General features: G+C 51.3%; 14 protein-coding genes and 1 pseudogene. 10 read left to right on the plus strand and 5 right to left on the minus strand.

Translation table 11 applies throughout. The features are described from left to right. Positions 1–667: 667 nt before the first annotated feature. Positions 668–1303, minus strand: coding sequence for a MarR family winged helix-turn-helix transcriptional regulator (locus tag ACYVBJ_RS14130; protein WP_460982952.1), 636 nt, complete (start codon positions 1301–1303; stop codon positions 668–670). A gap of 108 nt (positions 1304–1411) precedes the next feature. On the opposite strand from ACYVBJ_RS14130, the gene ACYVBJ_RS14135 reads away from it, so the two are divergent. The 3 genes from ACYVBJ_RS14135 to ACYVBJ_RS14145 are packed head-to-tail and all read left to right on the plus strand — an operon-like array spanning position 1412 to position 3578. Further along, positions 1412–2236 carry an SGNH/GDSL hydrolase family protein gene (locus tag ACYVBJ_RS14135; RefSeq protein ID WP_460982953.1) on the plus strand — a complete coding sequence of 275 codons (825 nt, stop codon included), beginning with the start codon at positions 1412–1414 and terminating at the stop codon, positions 2234–2236. Between the two features lie 19 nt (positions 2237–2255). Further along, entirely contained in the window at positions 2256–3059 is an 804-nt protein-coding gene (locus ACYVBJ_RS14140; RefSeq protein WP_460982954.1) for an SDR family NAD(P)-dependent oxidoreductase, read from the plus strand. A gap of 24 nt (positions 3060–3083) precedes the next feature. Beyond that, positions 3084–3578 (plus strand): hypothetical protein, encoded by a 495-nt coding sequence (locus ACYVBJ_RS14145; protein WP_460982955.1) that lies wholly within the window; start codon positions 3084–3086, stop codon positions 3576–3578. Between the two features lie 183 nt (positions 3579–3761). Here the strand turns inward: ACYVBJ_RS14145 and ACYVBJ_RS14150 are convergent, their stop codons facing one another. After that, positions 3762–4934, minus strand: a complete 1173-nt coding sequence (locus ACYVBJ_RS14150) for a glycoside hydrolase family 18 protein (RefSeq protein WP_460982956.1) — start codon at positions 4932–4934, stop codon at positions 3762–3764. Between the two features lie 353 nt (positions 4935–5287). On the opposite strand from ACYVBJ_RS14150, the gene ACYVBJ_RS14155 reads away from it, so the two are divergent. From ACYVBJ_RS14155 to ACYVBJ_RS14185, 7 genes are all read left to right on the plus strand, one after another. Further along, the gene (locus ACYVBJ_RS14155) at positions 5288–8389 is read left to right on the plus strand and encodes a SusC/RagA family TonB-linked outer membrane protein (RefSeq protein ID WP_460982957.1); all 3102 of its coding nucleotides are present in this window, start codon (positions 5288–5290) and stop codon (positions 8387–8389) included. A gap of 12 nt (positions 8390–8401) precedes the next feature. Continuing rightward, the gene (locus ACYVBJ_RS14160) at positions 8402–10003 is read left to right on the plus strand and encodes a SusD/RagB family nutrient-binding outer membrane lipoprotein (protein ID WP_460982958.1); all 1602 of its coding nucleotides are present in this window, start codon (positions 8402–8404) and stop codon (positions 10001–10003) included. Positions 10004–10083: 80 nt separating this feature from the next. Then, positions 10084–13440 carry a VCBS repeat-containing protein gene (locus ACYVBJ_RS14165; RefSeq protein ID WP_460982959.1) on the plus strand — a complete coding sequence of 1119 codons (3357 nt, stop codon included), beginning with the start codon at positions 10084–10086 and terminating at the stop codon, positions 13438–13440. Beyond that, complete coding sequence (locus ACYVBJ_RS14170) at positions 13437–14756, plus strand: vanadium-dependent haloperoxidase (protein ID WP_460982960.1); 1320 nt, start codon at positions 13437–13439, stop codon at positions 14754–14756. The genes ACYVBJ_RS14165 and ACYVBJ_RS14170 overlap by 4 nt, the downstream gene beginning before the upstream one ends. A 142-nt stretch (positions 14757–14898) precedes the next feature. Further along, a complete protein-coding gene (locus tag ACYVBJ_RS14175; protein WP_460982961.1) occupies positions 14899–16110 on the plus strand; it encodes an ROK family transcriptional regulator in 1212 nt (403 codons plus the stop codon). A 25-nt stretch (positions 16111–16135) separates the two neighbouring features. After that, positions 16136–17569, plus strand: coding sequence for an alpha-L-fucosidase (locus tag ACYVBJ_RS14180; protein WP_460982962.1), 1434 nt, complete (start codon positions 16136–16138; stop codon positions 17567–17569). Positions 17570–17600: 31 nt separating this feature from the next. Continuing rightward, positions 17601–18419: an enoyl-CoA hydratase-related protein gene (locus ACYVBJ_RS14185; RefSeq protein ID WP_460982968.1), complete on the plus strand. Its 819-nt coding sequence runs from the start codon at positions 17601–17603 to the stop codon at positions 18417–18419. Here the strand turns inward: ACYVBJ_RS14185 and ACYVBJ_RS14190 are convergent, their stop codons facing one another. From ACYVBJ_RS14190 to ACYVBJ_RS14200, 3 genes and pseudogenes are all read right to left on the minus strand, one after another. Beyond that, positions 18420–18890 carry a nuclear transport factor 2 family protein gene (locus ACYVBJ_RS14190; RefSeq protein WP_460982963.1) on the minus strand — a complete coding sequence of 157 codons (471 nt, stop codon included), beginning with the start codon at positions 18888–18890 and terminating at the stop codon, positions 18420–18422. Beyond that, positions 18887–19105, minus strand: a complete 219-nt coding sequence (locus ACYVBJ_RS14195) for a PLDc N-terminal domain-containing protein (protein ID WP_460982964.1) — start codon at positions 19103–19105, stop codon at positions 18887–18889. Before ACYVBJ_RS14195 ends, ACYVBJ_RS14190 begins: the two co-directional genes overlap by 4 nt. A gap of 60 nt (positions 19106–19165) precedes the next feature. Then, positions 19166–19601: pseudogene (locus ACYVBJ_RS14200) on the minus strand (xylose isomerase); the annotation flags it as partial.

The raw sequence follows: 19601 nt of genomic DNA on the forward strand, positions 1-19601 counted from the left end.
AAAAGGTAGGGCACTGGCCATCTGGCAAAACTTCCTTATAGCTATACTACCTCATAGTTGACAGTGCACATCTACAGCTAATTTTTTGCCGACTAATCGAGCTAGTCGTCGTTGGAATGCTCCAGGCTATGTCTCATATAATCAAGCGTGTGTCTGAGTCTGAGACGTTGGTTCGTGAGATAACAATTTAAGACATGATCTGACTCAAGTTTGCAGCTATAAGGTCTTATATTTTCTCGACCCTTAAAAGGGGCATTTCTTGAGACACGCTACTACTCTGTTTGCCCATGTATGAGCTACACATGCAACATACTAATGCTGGTTAGGCTTAGTTTCTCAACGACCTGACTGGCAAATAGTTACAAAATAACAAAGCAGTAAATAGTTTGTTTTTGAGTGCAAGGGGTGGCAATGGAGTAGAGAACATCGACGCCGATTAGGTAAAAAAAAACTGTACCAAAGATATAAATAGTGCCTATCTGGAAGAAACTCGAAAACGGTTTGATATAAACTGATGCAACTAGGGTAGTCGAGTAGGCAAGGGCCTTTCAGCCTTTGTCTACTCGACTACCCTTTATAGTAATTTATACACCAGACAATACGCCCAGATTGACCGACCAGCTGATAGGTAGTCAGGTGCCTTATCAGGACCTTCAACAGGCCTGACTCATGGGACGACTACCGCCAGTATTTCTGCCAATGATTTATTCCGGTTTTCGACAGCAATCACTGAATGCCGTTCTTCCAGCGGATGCAGGAGTTGTATACACAACTTTTTATCCTCCTCTGGAAAGTTTTGGAGTAATATCTGAAGGGCCAGCGTCGATTGATGGAAGCCTTGCTGGAGCGCTTCTTTGCCTTTTTCGGTAATCCGCACCAATCGCGAGCGTTTGTCTGCGGGGTCCACGCGTTCACTAATCAGCCCATCCTCCGCCAGCCGATTTAAAATTTCACTTCCTGTCGATATTTCGATAAGGGCATAATTAATAATATCCGTTTTTCGGCTCTCACTCAGCCGATTTGTGGCCGCCAGCAGGTTAAACCGTTCCTGATTGACTAAACTCGTTGCCCGAAGCCCAATTCGCAGGTACAGGTTGTAGGCTGCCGTCAGCCGTGAAATGGTCCGTATGAAATTGGCATCAGGGCTCAAGGGAGTTATTCTGGCTAAAGCAGGATCGCCAGAAGGCGGTTGAATCGTGGACATAGTGGCCATAAAATGTCGACAAAATTCGGTCGCGGTTACCGCGGTATGACTCTTCTGGTAGTCGGCATACGCATTGATCAATACTATTAATTCATCCATAGTCAGTCAAATTTTTCCTGAAGGTATACTGGCTTTTTAAACACTTTCAAATTATTCCTGTTTTGTAATAAAATTATTATTATTACTTCTAAATTGTAACAATACGGTATGGAGCCAAATGAATTAACCCGGAAGCAGGTACAGCTGATTCACCCCGAAAAGCTTTATCAGTACCTGCCTAATGTAAACGATCAGACCCTAGGTGCCCTATTTGGGCTTTCAGAAGCAGCCTATCGCGCTACTAAAGCACAGTTCGGCCACCAGATCCAGCAGGTACTGAAAGAACTACTGGCCGACCCCAGTGTGTCCGCTCAGGCGGATCGACTTCCGTTCCAGGATAACGACGTAGTGTTAGCGCTGGGTGAAAGCCACACCGACGATGCCCTATCGTGGTTCAACATACTCCAGGCCCTGGTGGAGCAAATTAGCCCGGAAAAACACATCCGGTTTTTAAATATGGCCGTTTCCGGCCATACGACCACGGCCGCTCTACGGCAATTTACGAGTCACTTGCTACACAAGCCGACCTGGATTTTTTGTATGCTGGGGGTCAACGACTCGCTGCGGATTGGCATCAACCCGGGCAAAACCCTCGTGAGTCAGGCAGAAACCCAACGAAATTTAGGCTATATGCGTCAGTTGGCAGCTCAGGCAAACGTCGGTCACTGGGTTTGGTTAACGCCGACACCCATCATCGAAGCGGCTCAACACAATAACCACTGGTTCAGACAGATGCAGTTGAGTTGGCAGCAGGCCGATACGCAGGCAGTGAGTGAATTTTTGCGCACACAGCCCGAGCTGGTGATTGATCTGGAAGACGATTTTGCCAAGGCCGATGAGCTGGCTGATTACTTGGTTGAAGACGGCGTTCACCCCTCTCTGAAAGGCCATCACCGTATAGTCCGGGCCGTTCTGGGCAAACTGACCAGTTAGTAACAATCAACTTACACGGATGAACACGATAACGTATCAGGCCTTCCAAGTGCCGATCTTCCCGGATCTAACGGGTAAAGTAGCTGTTGTAACGGGTAGTTCAAGCGGTACTGGCGCCGAGGTTTGCCGGATGCTGGCCGCTAATCGGGTTAAAGTGGTCGTTAACGGTCGTCACCAGCCAGCGATTGATCGACTGGTCACTGAAATCCGAACGACCGGTGGGGAAGCGGTAGGCATTGTTGCCGATTGTACACAGGCTTCAGAGGTGGCTCAACTCTATCAGAAAACAATGCAAACCTGGGGAACACCTGACATCCTGGCGGCTTTTGCCGGGGGGAGCGGAACCGCCCGACCTGGCCCTTTGCCATCCATTAGAGACGAGGACTGGCATTCAGCCATAACCGCAAACTTATCCGCTACTTACCTAACTCTAAAAGCATTCATACCAGCCATGCTGGCGGCTGGTCGGGGCTCCATCATTACCATGGCATCGACTGCCGCTCGTCAGCCAACACCAGAAGCCCCCTTGCCTTACTCAGCTGCCAAAGCGGGTATTATTCAATTGACCAAGCAAGTCGCTCAGGAAGCGGCCTTCCGGCAGGTGCGCCTAAACTGCTTAGCCCCTTCCACGATTCTGACTGAGCGAATAGCCCACTATATGGATCCTGATCAGCAACAGGCCGTTGCCGCTACCCATCCGCTGGGGCGGTTAGGCCGACCTGCCGATGTAGCCCTGGCTACCCTTTTTCTGGCTTCTGATGCGTCCTCCTGGCTAACCGGCATTACCCTCGACATTGCGGGAGGTAAAACGATGCTTTATTAATCCGAAAACTCGACCAATTTACCGATGAAAACGACCTTAGACTCCCTGTCTCTGTTAGCGGCCACGATTATGCTGGCCATTATTTTCGTAGCTGGTCTTCGCGAACGTATCGTGAACATTCCGCGCTGGTTTGCTAACCCACCGACTTCGTTTGACTTGATCCGCCAGCAAACCGTCAAGGCCCCCAAATTCTGGATTCCCGTTCAGCTTCTTTTCGTGAGTACACTCGTAACTGCTTTTATTACGAATTGGTCGGACGTGACTATACGCAATCGACTGTTGATCAGTACCGGATTCTTTTTGCTGGTGATCATCCTGACTGCCAGTTATTATGTGCGCGAGATCATGGCTTTTCAGCGGATACCAGCGACGGCACCGGCCACGCCTGAGCTCCTGAAGCGGGCCAATCGATGGTATCAGACGACCATCATCCGGAATATTTTGCAGGGTGTAGCGCTGGGATTCATGGTATGGGCGTTGATTGAGCAACTTAATGAGGGAGCAGGCCAGGGGCACTAAATAGGCAAGCAACTCCGTCGTAGCTGCCTATTTAGTGCCCCTGGCCTGCTCCCCGTGAGAATATCTCACGAAAAGGCTCTCAACGTGAGATGCAATGGATGCTCGTTGAATGGTATCTTCCTATAAAAAACGGCCTTGAACTAAGTCGTCATTGACGCTTAGCTTTTTACACTAGCTGTTCGTCTATTTGCCGCCTTTCGCGTTTGGTTCACTGGCTAAGCCCTGCACCACCTTGTTCAGGAGTTTGTCGTGACGAACGTCGTACATGTATTCCCAGAACATTACCCCAGCGAGCTGTTTCGATTTAATGTAGTCCGTTTTGTAGCCAAACGATTCTTCGTCAGCGTAGGAAATAAACGTACGGGATGTCGGGTTCCAGAGATACGGCGCCTTTGCGTCGGTATCCCAATAGCGTGTAAAGCCATTTTTATTGATGTATTTATCAATCAACTCGTCGTGGCTGATAAACGAATGCTTACCCGGAGCCGGTTGGAAAAGGCCGTTGTCCTGCGGTCTGGCGTCGGCCCAGCCGCGTCCGTAGAAGGGTAGCCCCAACACAATTTTGCTGGCCGGTACGCCCGCCCGAATGTGGCCATCAACGGCATCGGCCGTGCTGTTTCGCGAGTGATCCCCTTTGGCAGATTGGTAAAGCGGGCTGTGGTGGCCGGTCACCTTGTCGTTCCCGTGATACAGGTCATACGTCATGATATTGACGTAATCCAGGTATTGCTGTGCCTTGCCCAGCTCGGTGTGGTTGACAAAAGCGGTGTCCCCACCGGTAGCTGCAGTGAGCAGGTAGTGGTTCGCGCCAACGCGCTCATCTGTCTTGCCTTGCTCATCCAGCCGGTCCCGGATGGCTTTCAGAAATAAGGTGAAATTTTGTTTGTCGGCGGGCCGATAGATGTTACCCGCGCCAGGCTGGTCCGGATACTCCCAGTCAATATCGACCCCATCGAGTCGATGTTTTTTGAGTAGGGCAACGGCACTGTTGGCAAATTTTCGGCGCGATGCATCCGTCAGGGCTGCGTCCGAAAAGTACTTGCAGCCGCCCCAGCCACCAACGGAAATCAGAATTTTAAGGTCTTTATTTTCTGCTTTCAAAGACGTTAACGTAGCCAGGTTTACGGAGTCTTTCGCGCTCAGTGGAGCCAGTTCGCCAGTTTGGGCGGGGATGGCGAAGGCGTAGTTGATGTGCGTGACTTTCTTTGGATCAATCTGCTCTTTGGTCCAGCCGTCTCCCGTTACGTAGCCGATAATGACGTACGACTTTGCGTGGGCTATCGACTGGGCAGATATGTATACAGATGTGGTACTAATCCCCAGCAAAGTAAATAGAGTAATCAAGCGTACGTTCATATAGGTAAAATCAACATTCATTACAATCGGAATCCAATATTATATCGGCTTTTTAAAAATACTTATACAATTTTAAAAAAATTAAAGAATAGATCTTATATTCGCTATGAGAACCAACCAGCAGAATAATAGTCTACATGTTGGATAGATTGCCAAATCTAATTTGCCATACAGCGATTAAACGGTTAAGCAACACAAAAGACACGGGTTATACCTCGTATAGTCGATGTATTATTAGGCAGATTTCACTGGTAAGACTGGACAACTGACTATTTATTTTGCGATAATTGACCCCTAGTTACGCTCAGTTAGTGAGTGCTTTTTTAGTTGTTTATCTAATCCTGTTCATGTTTATGAAACAAAAATTACTGAAAGCCTCCGGAAGAGTTTTCCTCTTTTTAGGAGCCTGGATGCTTATTGCGCTATCGCCCTTGTATGCTGTTGATCGGGAGATCACGGGACGAGTGACTGACGAAAGAGGTAGTGATGTCGCTGGAGCAACCGTGACCATCAAAGGCACATCGCGGGGCACAAACACGGATGGCAGTGGCCGGTACCGCATAACCGTATCCGACGATAATGCAGTGCTAGTGTTTTCGTACATTGGATACACAAGGCAGGAAATCACCGTCGGTAACCGGTCGGTAGTCGACGTCCGGCTGGTGCCGGGTGAGTCGGTTCTTCAGGAAGTCGTGGTTACGGCGCTTGGTGTATCGAAAGAGGCCCGCAAAATTGGCTATGCCGTGACGACGGTCGATGCGACGGTTTTCACAAAAGCCCGCGAGACCAACGTCGGTAACTCGCTGGTTGGTCGCGTGGCCGGTCTAAGCGTAAAAGGCACGAATAGCGGTCCTGGCGGTACATCTAAACTGCTGCTGCGGGGCATGCCCAGTATGAACTCAGCCGGTTCGCCGTTAATTGTGATCAATGGTGTACCCATGGATAACACGCAGCGGGGTAGTGCTGGTGAGTGGGGTGGTGCCGACGGCGGTGATGGTTTGGGGAACCTGAATCCGGACGATATTGAAACCATGACGGTTCTGAAAGGCCAGTCGGCCTCGGCATTGTACGGTGCCCGGGCGACGAACGGGGTTATTCTGGTAACGACCAAGCGGGGCCGGAAAGGAGACTTCGCCGTTGACTACAACATGAACTTAACCACCGATCAGCCCGTCAACTTTACTGACTTCCAGTACGAATACGGACAAGGTATTGGTGGTGCGAAGCCAACCACGCAGGCACTGGCGCAGCAGACTGGCCGCCAGAGCTGGGGTGCCAAGCTGGATGGGACGAATGTGATCCAGTTCGACGGCAACCAGTATCCGTACGTTGCGCAGCGGGACAACATCAAAAACTTCTACCGGATGGGTTCGAACTTCACCAATACCGTGGCGGTAACGAAAGGTGGAGACAACGGCTCATTCCGTCTGTCACTGTCCAATCTGGCCAACCAGGCTATTGTTCCGAACAGTGGTTTAACCCGGAAAACGGCTAACCTGACGGTCGATCAGAACATCACTGAAAAGTTGAGCTTCAGCGTGCTGGCGAATTACATCGACGAACGGATTAAGAATAAGCCGATTCTCAGCGATGGCCCGATGAACGCAAACAACGGATTGATGCTGGCCACCAACATTGACCAGCGGATCTTGGCCCCTGGCTACAACACCACAACCGGCCGGGAGGTGATCTTCAGCGACGACGAATACGTAACGAATCCGTATTTCGTTATCAATCAATTTGTCAATAACGTCGATCGCAAGCGCCTGATTTCGATGGCGTCTACAAAATACCAGTTCGCGGACTGGATCTACGCGCAGGCCCGGATCGGCTACGATAACTCGAACGATCGTATCTTCAAAGTAACGCCCTGGGGAACTGCCTTTTCGAACGGTACCAAAGGCGGACTCGATGAACTCTCGAACGCGCAGCGTACCGAGTTGAATGTAGACGGTCTGATCAGTATCAACAAAAACGTTACGTCCGATATCTCGATCAATGCCCTCTTAGGTGGTAACATCCGGAAGAATCGCTATGAGCGTATTGCAGTAAGTGGTGGCCCCTTTGTACTGCCTTATCTGTACAGCTGGAACAACGTAGTAAACTACAACCGCGACTACAACGTAGCGAATACGGAAGTGCAGTCGGCTTATTATAACGTCGACCTGGGTTATAAGAGCTTCCTGACCCTGAGCACCACGGGCCGCTACGATACGTACTCGACGCTGCCGAGCGCGAACCGCAGCGTTTTCAACCCATCGGTTACCGGAACTTTAGTGTTCTCTGATCTGGTTCGAGTGCCGAATCTGAGCTTTGGTAAACTGCGGGCTTCGTACGCGATGACAAGCGGTGAACCCAAAGATCCTTATGGCACCAGCATTTACTACGGGGTTGGTAACGCAATCAATGGTGTCGCAACGGGTAATTTTAGAGATGAATTACCTAACCTGTTCCTGAAGCCGTTTACCAAAACCGAACTTGAAGTCGGTCTGGAACTGCGCTTCTTCGGCAGCCGGTTAGGATTCGATCTGGCGTATTACACCCAGAAAACCCGTAACGAAATCATGCCCGCCAACTACAGCTGGGCGACAGGTTATACCAAAGGTGTAATCGGTACGGGTTCTGTACAGAACAATGGACTCGAAGTTCAGATTAATGGAGCACCTATCCGGACATCGAAGCTGAACTGGAACGTATCATTGAATTTGACGTCGGTGCGTAATAGAATTTTGCAGACCGATGCCAACAACAATCCTATTACGCTGGGCCAGAACCGGGCCACCCTGGGCAACGCTGTTACTGCCTTTGTCGTGGGCGAGGCTGGTCCTCAAATCCGGGCGTATGACTACAAATACGCGGCAAACGGCCAGATTGTGGTTGATGCATCGGGTCTCCCCGTCCGCGGTGAGCTGATCAACATGGGTACGGTACTGCCTACGCTGTTTGGCGGATTGAACAACGAATTCACGCTCGGCAATTTCAACCTGTCGTTCCTGGTTGACTACAACTACGGCAACAAGATCCTGTCGGCGACCGAAAACTATTCGTACCGTCGCGGTTTGAACAAAGCCACGCTGGAAGGTCGCGAGACCGGGGTTAAGGTCGGCGTTGTTGAAGGAGGAGCCGCGAATACCGTTACGGCTACGGCGCAGGATTACTATACCGCGCTGGCTAACAACGTAACCAAAATCAGCGTACTCGATGGTGATTTCATCAAAATGCGTCAGTTTACGTTTGGTTTCAACCTGCCGAGCAGCTTACTCGAAAAATTGCCGCTGATCCGGGCCGTGAATATTTCGCTGGTTGGTCGTAACTTATTCTACATCACGAAAAAGGCCAAGAATATTGATCCTGAAGCTTCGTTCGGCTCCAATCTGAATTACACTGGTATCGAAGGAGGTAACCTGCCTTCTACCCGGAATTACGGCGTTAACGTAAACATCAAGTTTAAATAGAAAGCATTGATTATGAATAAAAAGCTAATAGCGCTAACATTTTTAGTTGGAGCTCTGCAGTTTTCGTGTACCGAAGATCTGGATCAACTGAACACTGACCCAACCAAAGCTTCGGCGACGACCTTTGATCCGAACCTGCTGTTGCCCAGCTCCCAATGGAACTACGTCAACTCCATTGCCGGCTATAACGGCCCTATTCTGTTTCAGAGTATGTGGGTCCAGGTTTTTGCGTCGACCACATCGGGTGCGGCCAATTACTATTCGAATGGCGATAAGTACGTGATTTCGAGTAATACCAACTCGTATCTGGCAAGTACGTGGAATGAAGCGTACAAGGCGGCCAGCTTCGCCTATGAGATGGAGCAGCTGACTAAGGGTAAGCCTGCCCAGGCCAACCTGAACAATATCGCGGTGATTATGCAGACACAGGCACTGTCGACCATTTCCGATACGTACGGCGATGTGCCTTATACACAGGCCTTGCAGGCGAAGGCAGGAACGGCACTGCCGGCTTACGATGCCCAGCAGAACGTGTATAAATCGATGCTGGCTCGGCTTGAAACGGCTACGGCGGCTCTCAGTACGTCGGGCGATGTACCTACCAACGATACGTTTACGTACAAGGGTAATATTGCGCAGTGGAAAAAATTCGGGTATTCGCTGATGCTTAAGTTGGCAATGCGCTTAACGAAGATTGATCCGACAACCGCCAAAACCTACGCCGAAAAAGCGGCCGCCGGTGGCGTGTTCACGAGCGTGAGCGACGATGCCTACGTAATGGCCGACAACGCCAATAGTTACGGCAACGGCAACGGCGCGGCCCTGAGCACACTGGCCGACGTGTATCAGGTACGGTGGAGCAAAACGCTCATCGATTACCTGAAGGCTGGCAACGACCCTCGGCTGGGTAAAATTGCTGAGGTGCCCGCCAGTGGATTGACCGCGAATCAGGACTTTACCATTACTGGTAATAGTGATCCAAGTGTACAGCTTGGTTTACCGAACGGATACGATATGAACGGTGGTGCAACCGACATCAGCAAATCACCGGGTTATCCGGGTGGTACGGGTACGGGGGCAGATGCTACACCCATCGGCAAATACTCCCGCCCAACCCTGATCTACCGCAACCGGAGTGCGCCCATTTTTGTGTTGACCTATGCCGAAGTGGAACTGCTCCTGGCTGAAGCCGCAACCCGTGGATTTAGTGTAGGCGGTACGGCCGCTGATCATTACAAAAAAGGCGTATCAGCTGGTATTCAATCGTTGGGTAAATACGGCGCTGCGGCCGTTATCGACGCGGCTACGGCTGATGCCTACGCGGCTGCTCACCCGCTGGTCGCTGCCAATGCGCTGAAACAGATCAACGAGCAGTACTGGGCAACAACCGGTATCCTGCAGAACTTCCAGGAAGCCTGGAATAACTGGAAACGGTCGGGTTATCCGGAACTGACACCGGTAAACTACGTTGGTAACTTCTCGGGCGGTCAGATTCCTCGTCGGCAACCCTACCCAACTACAGAAGCTACGCTGAATACCAACAGCTACAAAACCGCCGTTGGCAGCCTTTCGGGTGGTGACACCTGGTCATCGCGCGTATGGTGGGACAAATAGTCTGAATAGAAAGGGCAGGAGGTCTTTATAATCCCTGTCCTTTCTATTATTTTTATTGGCTACTGACAGCTTATGTGCGTATGCCTCTTGCCTTTACGTTTAACAAACAACGCATCGTTTCTCCCCAAACTCTTTATCGTTGCCTGGCAGCGATAGTGTTGTTGTGCCTGATCCATCGGCCAATAGACGCGCAGACTCCACTTTTCCGGCTTTTGCCCCCGAGCCAGACAAATATCAATTTCAGCAACGACATCAACGAAAACGAAAGTCTTAATGTCCTGGCCTACGAGTACTTCTACAACGGTGGCGGTGTTGCCGTAGGCGACATAAACAATGATGGCTGGCAGGATATTTTCTTTACAGCTAACCTCAAACCCAACAAACTCTACCTGAACCAGGGCGGGTTAACCTTCAAAGACATTACCGCTGAAGCAGGCGAAGAACTGGCCGGACGAGCCGGTGCCTGGAAAACCGGCGTCAGCATGGCCGACGTAAACGGCGACGGACTGCTCGATATCTACGTCTGCTACTCAGGCAAAAACGACGACGGCAAACGCCGGAATCAACTCTTCATTAACCAGACAACCACTAAGGGAGGTCCCATCCGGTTTGTTGAAAAAGCGAAAGAATACGGTCTCGACGATGTGGGATACAACACCCAGGCCGCCTTTTTCGATTACGACCGCGATGGCGATCTGGACGTATTTCTGCTCCACCACAACGTAAAGAAATACGATAACATGGAGCTCGCTAAGCTTCATACCGAAACCGATGAGTTAGCCGGTAACAAACTCCTCGAAAACCATAAAGGGCGTTTCATCAACGTAACGCAGAAAGCCGGTATCTACCAGTTTCCGCTTACGTTCGGGCTGGGCATGGCTATCGCCGACATCAATCTGGACGGCTGGCCCGACATCTACGTAACGAACGATTATAACGAACCTGACTACCTCTATATCAATCAGAAAAACGGTACGTTCCGGGATGGAACTCAGACGAGTTTCCGCCACATGGCGCAGTTCTCGATGGGCGTCGACATCGCGGATTTCAATAACGATGGGTTGCCCGATGTGATGTCGCTCGACATGCTGCCGGAAGACAACCGTCGGCAGAAACTCCTACAGCTTCAGGAGAATTACGAGTCGTTCGAGTTGATGCAGCAGCAGAACCTGCAAAAGCAGTACATGCGGAATATGCTGCAGCTCAACAATGGTGACGGAACGTTTAGTGAGATTGCCCAGGCGGCTGGTGTATCGAATACCGACTGGAGCTGGGCTCCGTTATTAGCTGATTTCGATAATGATGGCTACAAAGACTTATTCATCACCAACGGCTATCTGAGAGATTACACCAACAAAGACTTCCTGCGGTACTGGGGTGATTATAAGATCAAGAAAGCCATCAACCGTGAGCCGGTTCAGCTCATGGATCTCGTGAAGGCAATGCCGTCGACGAAGGTTGCCAATTATATCTTCAGCAACAACCACGATTTAACCTTTGCGAACAAGCAGCAGGATTGGGGTATTCAGACGCCATCCATCTCGAGCGGAGCCGCTTATGCCGATCTGGACAACGACGGAGACCTCGAACTGATTGTGAATAACATTAACGAGCCCGCTTTCATCTACCAGAACATGGCTCGCGAGCAGTTGCCGAACGCCTATGTGGAGATCAGGCTGACACCGGCTACTGTCGCTACCAATGCACTGGGTACCAAAGTGACGGTATTTACGAACGGTAATCTTCAGTACCAGGAGCTAAGCCCCGTCCGCGGGTATTTGTCGAGTCAGCCGCTAACGCTGCATTTCGGTCTGGGTACCGCCACCGTAGTTGATTCAATCCGCGTTGTCTGGCCCGATCAGTCCGTGCAGAAGCTAAGCCGCGTTCCGGTCAATCAGCTTCTGGTCATTCAACAGCAATCGACTGAAGCAGGAGCCTCTGTTTCAGCCAGTAAGTCGGTAAGTCCGGTTTTCGCTAAAGCGGAATCAGTAATTAAACACACGCACGAAGGATACGCCGAAAACGACTTTAAACGCCAGCCCTTAATGCTCTGGATGTATTCGCATACGGGGCCCGTAATGGCCAAAGGCGATGTGAATAAAGATGGCCTGGACGACGTATATATCAGTGGGGATCAGAAAAAACCCGGTACGATCTGGGTCCAGCAGAAAGACGGTACGTTTAAGCCGGTTGATGGGTTAACCATTGGCGATGAAACCGTTTCGGCTATTGTAGCTGCGGTATTCTTCGACGCGAACGGCGATGGGTACGACGATTTGTACACGGCTAAAGGTGGCTACTCCTTGTTTGAGCCTAACACGCCATCTCTACAGGATGAGCTGTATCTGAACGATGGTCATGGCAAGCTGATTCTGGCGAAGAATGCGCTGCCAAACCTGAGTGCGAACAGCAAGTCGTGCATTCGTCCCGGCGATTATGACGGCGATGGCGACATAGACCTGTTCATCGGTGGGCGGGTTGTTCCGGGCCGTTACCCCGAAGCGCCAACGTCCTATCTGCTCCAGAATTCGGGCAAAGGCCAGTTTACGGTGGTGCCCGTGCCGTTCACAACGGCTGGCCTGGTGACGGACGCGCAATGGGCCGATCTGGATGGCGACAACCGGCTCGATCTGATTGTTTGTGGGGAATTTATGCCTATCAAGGTTTACCGGAACACCAAAGCTGGGTTTGTTGACGCGACCAGCCAGTATTTTCCCGAAAACGAAAGCGGATTATGGCTTTCGATTGCCGTAGGGGACATAAATGGCGATGGTAAAAAGGATATCGTGGCGGGTAATCTGGGGACGAATTCGCAGATCAAAATGTCGCAGCAGGAGCCCGCGGAACTGTACTATACCGATTTTGATAATAATGGTTCCATTGATCCCTTTTTCAGCTTCTACGTGCAGGGAACGTCGTATCCGTTCGTCAGTCGGGATGAGCTGAACGACCAGATCTATGCCATGCGCAAACGGTTTGGCTTTTATAAAGATTACGCCAACGCGACACTCGCCAACATATTTTTGCCCGAAGAATTAGCGCAGGCCAAAAAACTGACCGCCGTAGAGTGTCACTCGGTTTGTTATGTCAACCAGGGAGGACGGTTCGAGAAGCAGATTCTGCCCCTACCGGCGCAGTTAGCCCCCGTAACCAACATTCTGATCAGGGACGTGAACCGGGATGGACACGCGGATTTGCTTCTGTTGGGTAACAAATCTGACAACCGTTTGAAACTGGGCGCTATGGACGCCAATTACGGCTGTTTACTAACCGGTAACGGACAGGGTAACTTTACCTATGTAAGCCAACCTGAATCCGGCCTGTCGGTAACGGGCGATGTGAAGTCAGTCGTTGAACTAACCATCGGGCAGGTACCCCACGTAGTGATCGGAGCCTTTAACCAGCCGCTTCAGGTCTATAAACCTCAGAAACCATGAAGTGGAACGTAGTCATCTGGTTATTGGTGTGTATCGGTTCGGCCCGGATTGCTGCAGCTAAACCCGATTTAGGGGAGCGCCTTCAACCGACGGTATTTGCCCTGTCGATGGTGATGATTCATGACGTAGTGAATCCGCCCGCGGCCAGTCGTTTTTATACGTATTGTCTGCTGGGGGCTCATGAAATTGTGGCGCAGCATCAAACGGCGGTAGCGTCGCCAACCCGACTGGTAACGGGCTTTGAAACTGTGAAGCCCGATACGAAGCAGCCGTACAATTATCAGATTGCTGCGTTGTATTGCATCCTCGAAACCGGGCGGCTGATTCTGCCATCGGGTTCGCTCTTGGAGGAGGAACAGAAGAAACTCCTGGAAGAACTCAGGCAGGCGAAATACAGTGAGTCCATTATTCAGCAGTCGGTCGTTGTTGCGCAGTCGGTTGCCCAAAAGGTTATGGCGTATGCCGCCACGGACAATTATAGCAAGCTAAGCGCCCGGCTTCGGTACCGACCCACCCGGGCCGACGGACAGTGGTATCCTACGCCACCCGGTTACATCGAAGCCGTAGAACCCCACTGGCGAACCATTCGGCCCATGATGCTGGACTCCTGTGGCCAGTTTAAGCCTAAACCTCCCATTGCATTCAGTAAAGATACCAGCAGCGCGTTTTACAAACTTGCGTACGAGGTGTATCAGACCGGAACCAACCTGACGGCTAAGCAGCGCTTTATTGCCTCTTATTGGGATTGTAATCCGTTTGCGATCAATACCTCCGGACACATGGCCATCGGTTTTAAAAAAATAAGTCCCGGCGGGCACTGGATGAACATTACCAGTCTGGCCGCGAGTAAGGCGAAGCTATCGTTCGATAAGGCCGTTCAGGTTCATTCGGTGGTTGCCATGACCTTGATGGACGCGTTCATTAGCTGCTGGGATGAGAAATACCGGAGCAACCGAATCCGACCCGAAACGGTGATCAACCGATCCATCAACGCCCGTTGGCAACCGTTGCTGCAAACACCCCCGTTTCCCGAATACACAAGCGGGCATAGCGTGGTGTCGACTGCGGTTGCTGAAGTGCTAACGTACCTGATTGGCGCTGATTTTTCATTTACGGATACAACGGAGATGATCTTCGAACTGCCCGAGCGAACGTTTTCGTCGTTCCGGCAAGCCGCCGAAGAAGCTTCTATTTCCAGGCTGTATGGCGGTATTCATTATCGCGATGCTATTGAAAATGGGCAGGCGCAGGGGCAGGCTATCGGGGCTTTCGTTGTAGACAAGATACGAAAAGCCGGAATCGGCCCTGCCTTATGAAGGCCGTCTTTCAACAAAGCGAGCCGCGCCAATGTAGATAAGTAGGACTAAACTTGTAGTAAGTACAGCTGATCATACACTTTTTAGCCTAAGTAAGTGCAAAATCTATTCAAAACTAATCGAACCGAACCGTAAGGCTATCATGCAGGATAACGAAGTTTTTTCTGTCATTGACACGAAAAAAAATAAGCTAAAGCGGAGAATCATCAATGAGTTATACCAGTATGGAGCGCATACGATTGCGCAGTTAGCCAAACTGTTACATACGAGTATTCCGTCTACAACAGCGCTGATCGACGAATTAAGTACCGGACAATGGGTGCAGGGAATTGGCACCGGAGCCGCGCAGTTTGGTCGTAAGCCCTCGCTGTATGCGCTCGATGCCAATCGGTACGTAACCGTCGTTGTCGACATCAACGTTCACGACACCAAACTGCTGGTCTTTAACCTGTCGAATCAGGTGGTTCATCGGTTAGACATTGGCCTCAGGCTGGAAAATTCGGCTTCGCTGCTCAACGTGCTTTCTGAGCCGCTTGAGCAGCTGGCCCAGCAGCTTGATCAGGATAAACTACAGGTCATTGGCGTCGGAACCGCTTTACCGGGTCTGGTAAACCCCCGGCAAGGCATTAACTATACGTATCCCAGCATCAACAAGCCGGAGTTATCGCTGAATCAGCAGTTGATGCAGGCGTTTGATGCGCCCATCTACTTCATAAACGACACGCAGGCTACCATTTTAGGCGAACATCACTTTGGACTGGCGAAAGGTAAAAAACACGTACTGTCCATCAATATTGACTGGGGAATTGGTCTGGGGGTCATCACCAACGGGGATATTCTACAGGGCTCGGCCGGGTTTGCGGGTGAGCTGGGCCACATTCAGGTACGGCCCGACGGCGATTTGTGTACCTGCGGAAAAGTGGGCTGTCTGGATACCGTAGCGTCGGCTTCGTCCTTGATTCGCCGGGCGAAAACCTGGCTGGATAACGGACAGATGTCGCTGCTGTCTGACATGGATGCCGACTCGATCGATATCGAAGCCATCATCAGCAAGGCCAACGCCGGTGATGCGTTCTGCATTGATCTGCTCAGCGACGTAGGCCATGAACTGGGCCGTGGACTCTCTACCGCGGTTCATCTGTTCAACCCGGAGCTAATCATTGTCAACGGGGTGCTGGCTACGGCCCGCAAAGCCATTACGCGGCCCATCGAACAGGCGATTGCCAAATATTGCCTGTTCAACTACCAGGATAACCTAAGCATCGAACTATCGAAACTAGGTGAGATGGCCAAGTTGTACGGCACCCAGGCGTATATTCTGCAAAATCTGCTGGAGCAGGAACTGATCCCTTAATCCTGATTACTGCATTCACCCGTTTATGAACAGTCGTTCTCACTTTTTACTGGCTGCGACCTTGCTGACGGCTTCCCTTGCGGTTGGGCAGCAGCACGCCGAGCAGAACCACCGTAAATATGTCTGGCCCAAAGATGACCAGGTGAAACAAAAACTCAACCAGTGGCAGGATGTGAAGTTTGGCCTGCTCATGCATTGGGGCACCTACAGCGAATGGGGCATTGTGGAATCCTGGTCGCTCTGCCCCGAAGATGAAGGCTGGTGTGAGCGGAAGGGACCAGCATCGGCCAACTGGTTCGACTATAAGAAAGCGTACGAGAACCTACAGACTACCTTCAACCCGGTTAAGTTTAATCCTGAACGGTGGGCGCAGGCCGCAAAAACGGCGGGGATGAAATACATGGTGTTCACCACCAAACACCACGACGGGTTCTGCATGTTCGATACCAAACAGACCGATTACAAGATTACCAGTTCAAAAACGCCGTTCTCGTCAAACCCCCGTAGTAACGTAACGAAAGAGATTCTGAACGCCTTCCGGAAGCACGATTTTATGGTGGGCACTTATTTCTCCAAACCAGACTGGCATAACGAGCACTACTGGAAACCCTACTGGCCACCCAAAGACCGTAACGTTAATTACGATCCTAAAAAATACCCGAACGAGTGGAAACAGTTTGCTGACTTTACGTATAATCAGATTCAGGAGCTGATGACTGACTACGGAAAAGTTGACATCCTGTGGCTCGATGGCGGTTGGGTGCGGCCGTTCAATACCATCGACTCAACCGTTAGCTGGCAACGGACTATTCCGTATGATCAGGATATCGATATGGCCCGTATTGCGGGCATGGCGCGTCAGAAACAGCCGGGATTACTCGTAGTCGATCGGACGGTTTCGGGTGAGTTCGAGAACTACGTAACGCCCGAGCAGCAAATCCCGGATCATTACCTGCCCATTCCGTGGGAAACGTGCATGACCATGGGCAGTAGCTGGTCGTACGTTCCGAAAGAAAACTTTAAATCGGCTCGCCAACTCGTGCAGACGCTGGTTGACGTAGTGGCCAAAAATGGAAACCTGCTGCTCAACGTAGCACCCGGTCCCGATGGCGAATGGCACGCAGAAGCGTATCAGCGGCTCAGCGAAATGGGCCGCTGGATGCAGGTAAACCAGGAAGCGATCTACGGTACCAAACCGCTGGCGCCTTATCGGCAGGGGCAGTGGGCGTTTACTAAAAAAGACAACGTAACGTATGCCGCGTATCTGCCCACCGAAGCCGAACAGCGGCTGCCTGCACAGATGACCTTACCACTGATGCCGGGTAAAACGGTGTCGTTGCTGGGCGCAAAGCCGTCGCTCAGTTGGAAAAAGGCGACGAACGGCGCTGCGGTGACTATTCCCGAAGCGATTCGTAAACAATTGGCCGATCAACCGGTATGGGTATTTAAACTTAGCTAACACTATACCTTAGGTACCCTGATGTATGAGTATGCTCTACACCGCTGATCAAGTTGCGCAGCTCCCCGCTGAAGAATTTCGTTATCTGCGTACGTCGCTGACCGATCACGTATTGACTATTACGCTCAACCGACCGGAGAAGAAAAATGCACTCGGTCCGCCTATGCTCAGCGAGCTGGCCTTCGCTCTGGCGTACGCGCATTATACGACGGACGTGTGGATGGTTGTGCTGGCTGCTGCGGGCGATACGTTTTGCGCCGGTATGGACTTGAAAGCCTTGTCGACGGGCGATACCGAAAGGGCTACGGTTCCTGAGCCATCGGGCCCCGTTCGAATTGGAGAATTAATGGCTGGCCTGCACAAGCCGTGCATCGCGCGGGTGCAGGGACCTGTGTACGCGGGCGGCTTTCTGCTGGTTGGTGGCAGTACGTATGTCGTAGCGGCCGAATCAGTGACGTTTAACTTACCCGAAGTGAAACGCGGCCTGTTTCCGTTTCAGGTGCTGGCGGTGCTGCTCGATATCATGCCCGCCCGAACCGCGCTCGATCTTTGTCTGCGCGCGAAAATTCTGTCCGCAATGGATGCCCGAGCCATTGGTCTAGTTACCAACGTAGTGCCGAGCGACGGATTAGACGCGGCCGTATCGCTATTAACTGCTGAACTGAAACTGTACTCGCCCACGGCCATGCAGTTTGGCTTACGGGCCTATCAGCAGCTAAAAAACCTGCCATCGGCCGAACAGCAGGCTTTCCTGTATGATCAGTTTAAGCAGTTGCAGCAGACACCCGACGCTAAAGAAGGGATGGCCGCTTTTCTGGAGAAGCGATTGCCAAAGTGGGGCGGAGCGTAATCAGGGTTTGGGCAAATCGGGGCAGTTGTCTTTCCGGCGGGTATCGATAATATTCTGGATGCGCCAGTTGCCATTTTCTTTGATGAGCGTAAACGCATTCACGCCACAGTGACTTTTCTTGTCCTGAAGATAAAAGACGTACGGTGTCCAGGCGGTGGCTAACTCGGCGTCAATCTTAACCTCTATAGCGGACAGACGCTCATCAAGGGCCAAAGGCGGGTATTTAACGACTGAAGCTGCAAACTTCCGAATGTCTTCGTTACGTACCGAAACTGCGCCTTCCTTAAACTTGGTGATGGTTTGTAACGTAGCCGTTGGGGCGAAGGCATTTTTGACCTGCGTGGAATCGCCTTTGCGCATCCCATCGAACAAAAGCTTAATAGTCGTCTTTACAGCCGCTTCGTCGTTAGACTGGGCAAATGCCGGGATGGCTAACAGCAGCCCAAACAAAATAAAGGATATGTTTTTCATGCAACGCGTTGGTTACGGCCCATAAAGAAATAAAGTAAGGCACCAATGATGTTCAGAAACAGGATGATAATAACCCAGATCAGTTTATCATTCGCTCCTTTGAAATCACTACGTATCACATCCACAAGCGCAATGACCGGGAGCAATATCAATACGCCTAAAACGAGCACGATGAGAATTAGCTCCTGCCCACCTAAACCGATGAATGTATACATAACCTGATGCGGATTAGAACGGGTGCTGACAGTTGACTTCTGTCAGCACCCGTTTATGGCTTAAATATACTGATTAATGATCATCTCGTAGAGCTCCTGCTTGCCGCTGAGCTGCTTGGGCTCCCCCTGCTCCAGGGCATACGACCGCAGGTCCTCCAGCGTTAGCTCACCCTGCTCGAAACGAGCACCCGCTCCACTATCATAACTGGCGTACCGCTCAGCACGCAGCTTCTTGTAAGCCGACTTCTCCAGAATGGCCTCGGCCGCAATCGCAGCCCGCGCAAAGGTGTCCATCCCACCAATGTGGGCAATGAAGAGGTCCTCCAGATCCGTCGAGTTGCGACGCGTCTTGGCATCGAAGTTCACCCCACCCGACTTGAAACCCCCCGCTTCCAGGATCACCAGCATCGCTTCGGTCAGCTCATAGACGTCCACCGGAAACTGATCCGTGTCCCAGCCGTTCTGGTAGTCTCCCCGGTTGGCATCAATCGAGCCC

Source organism: Spirosoma fluminis, assembly GCF_054778895.1.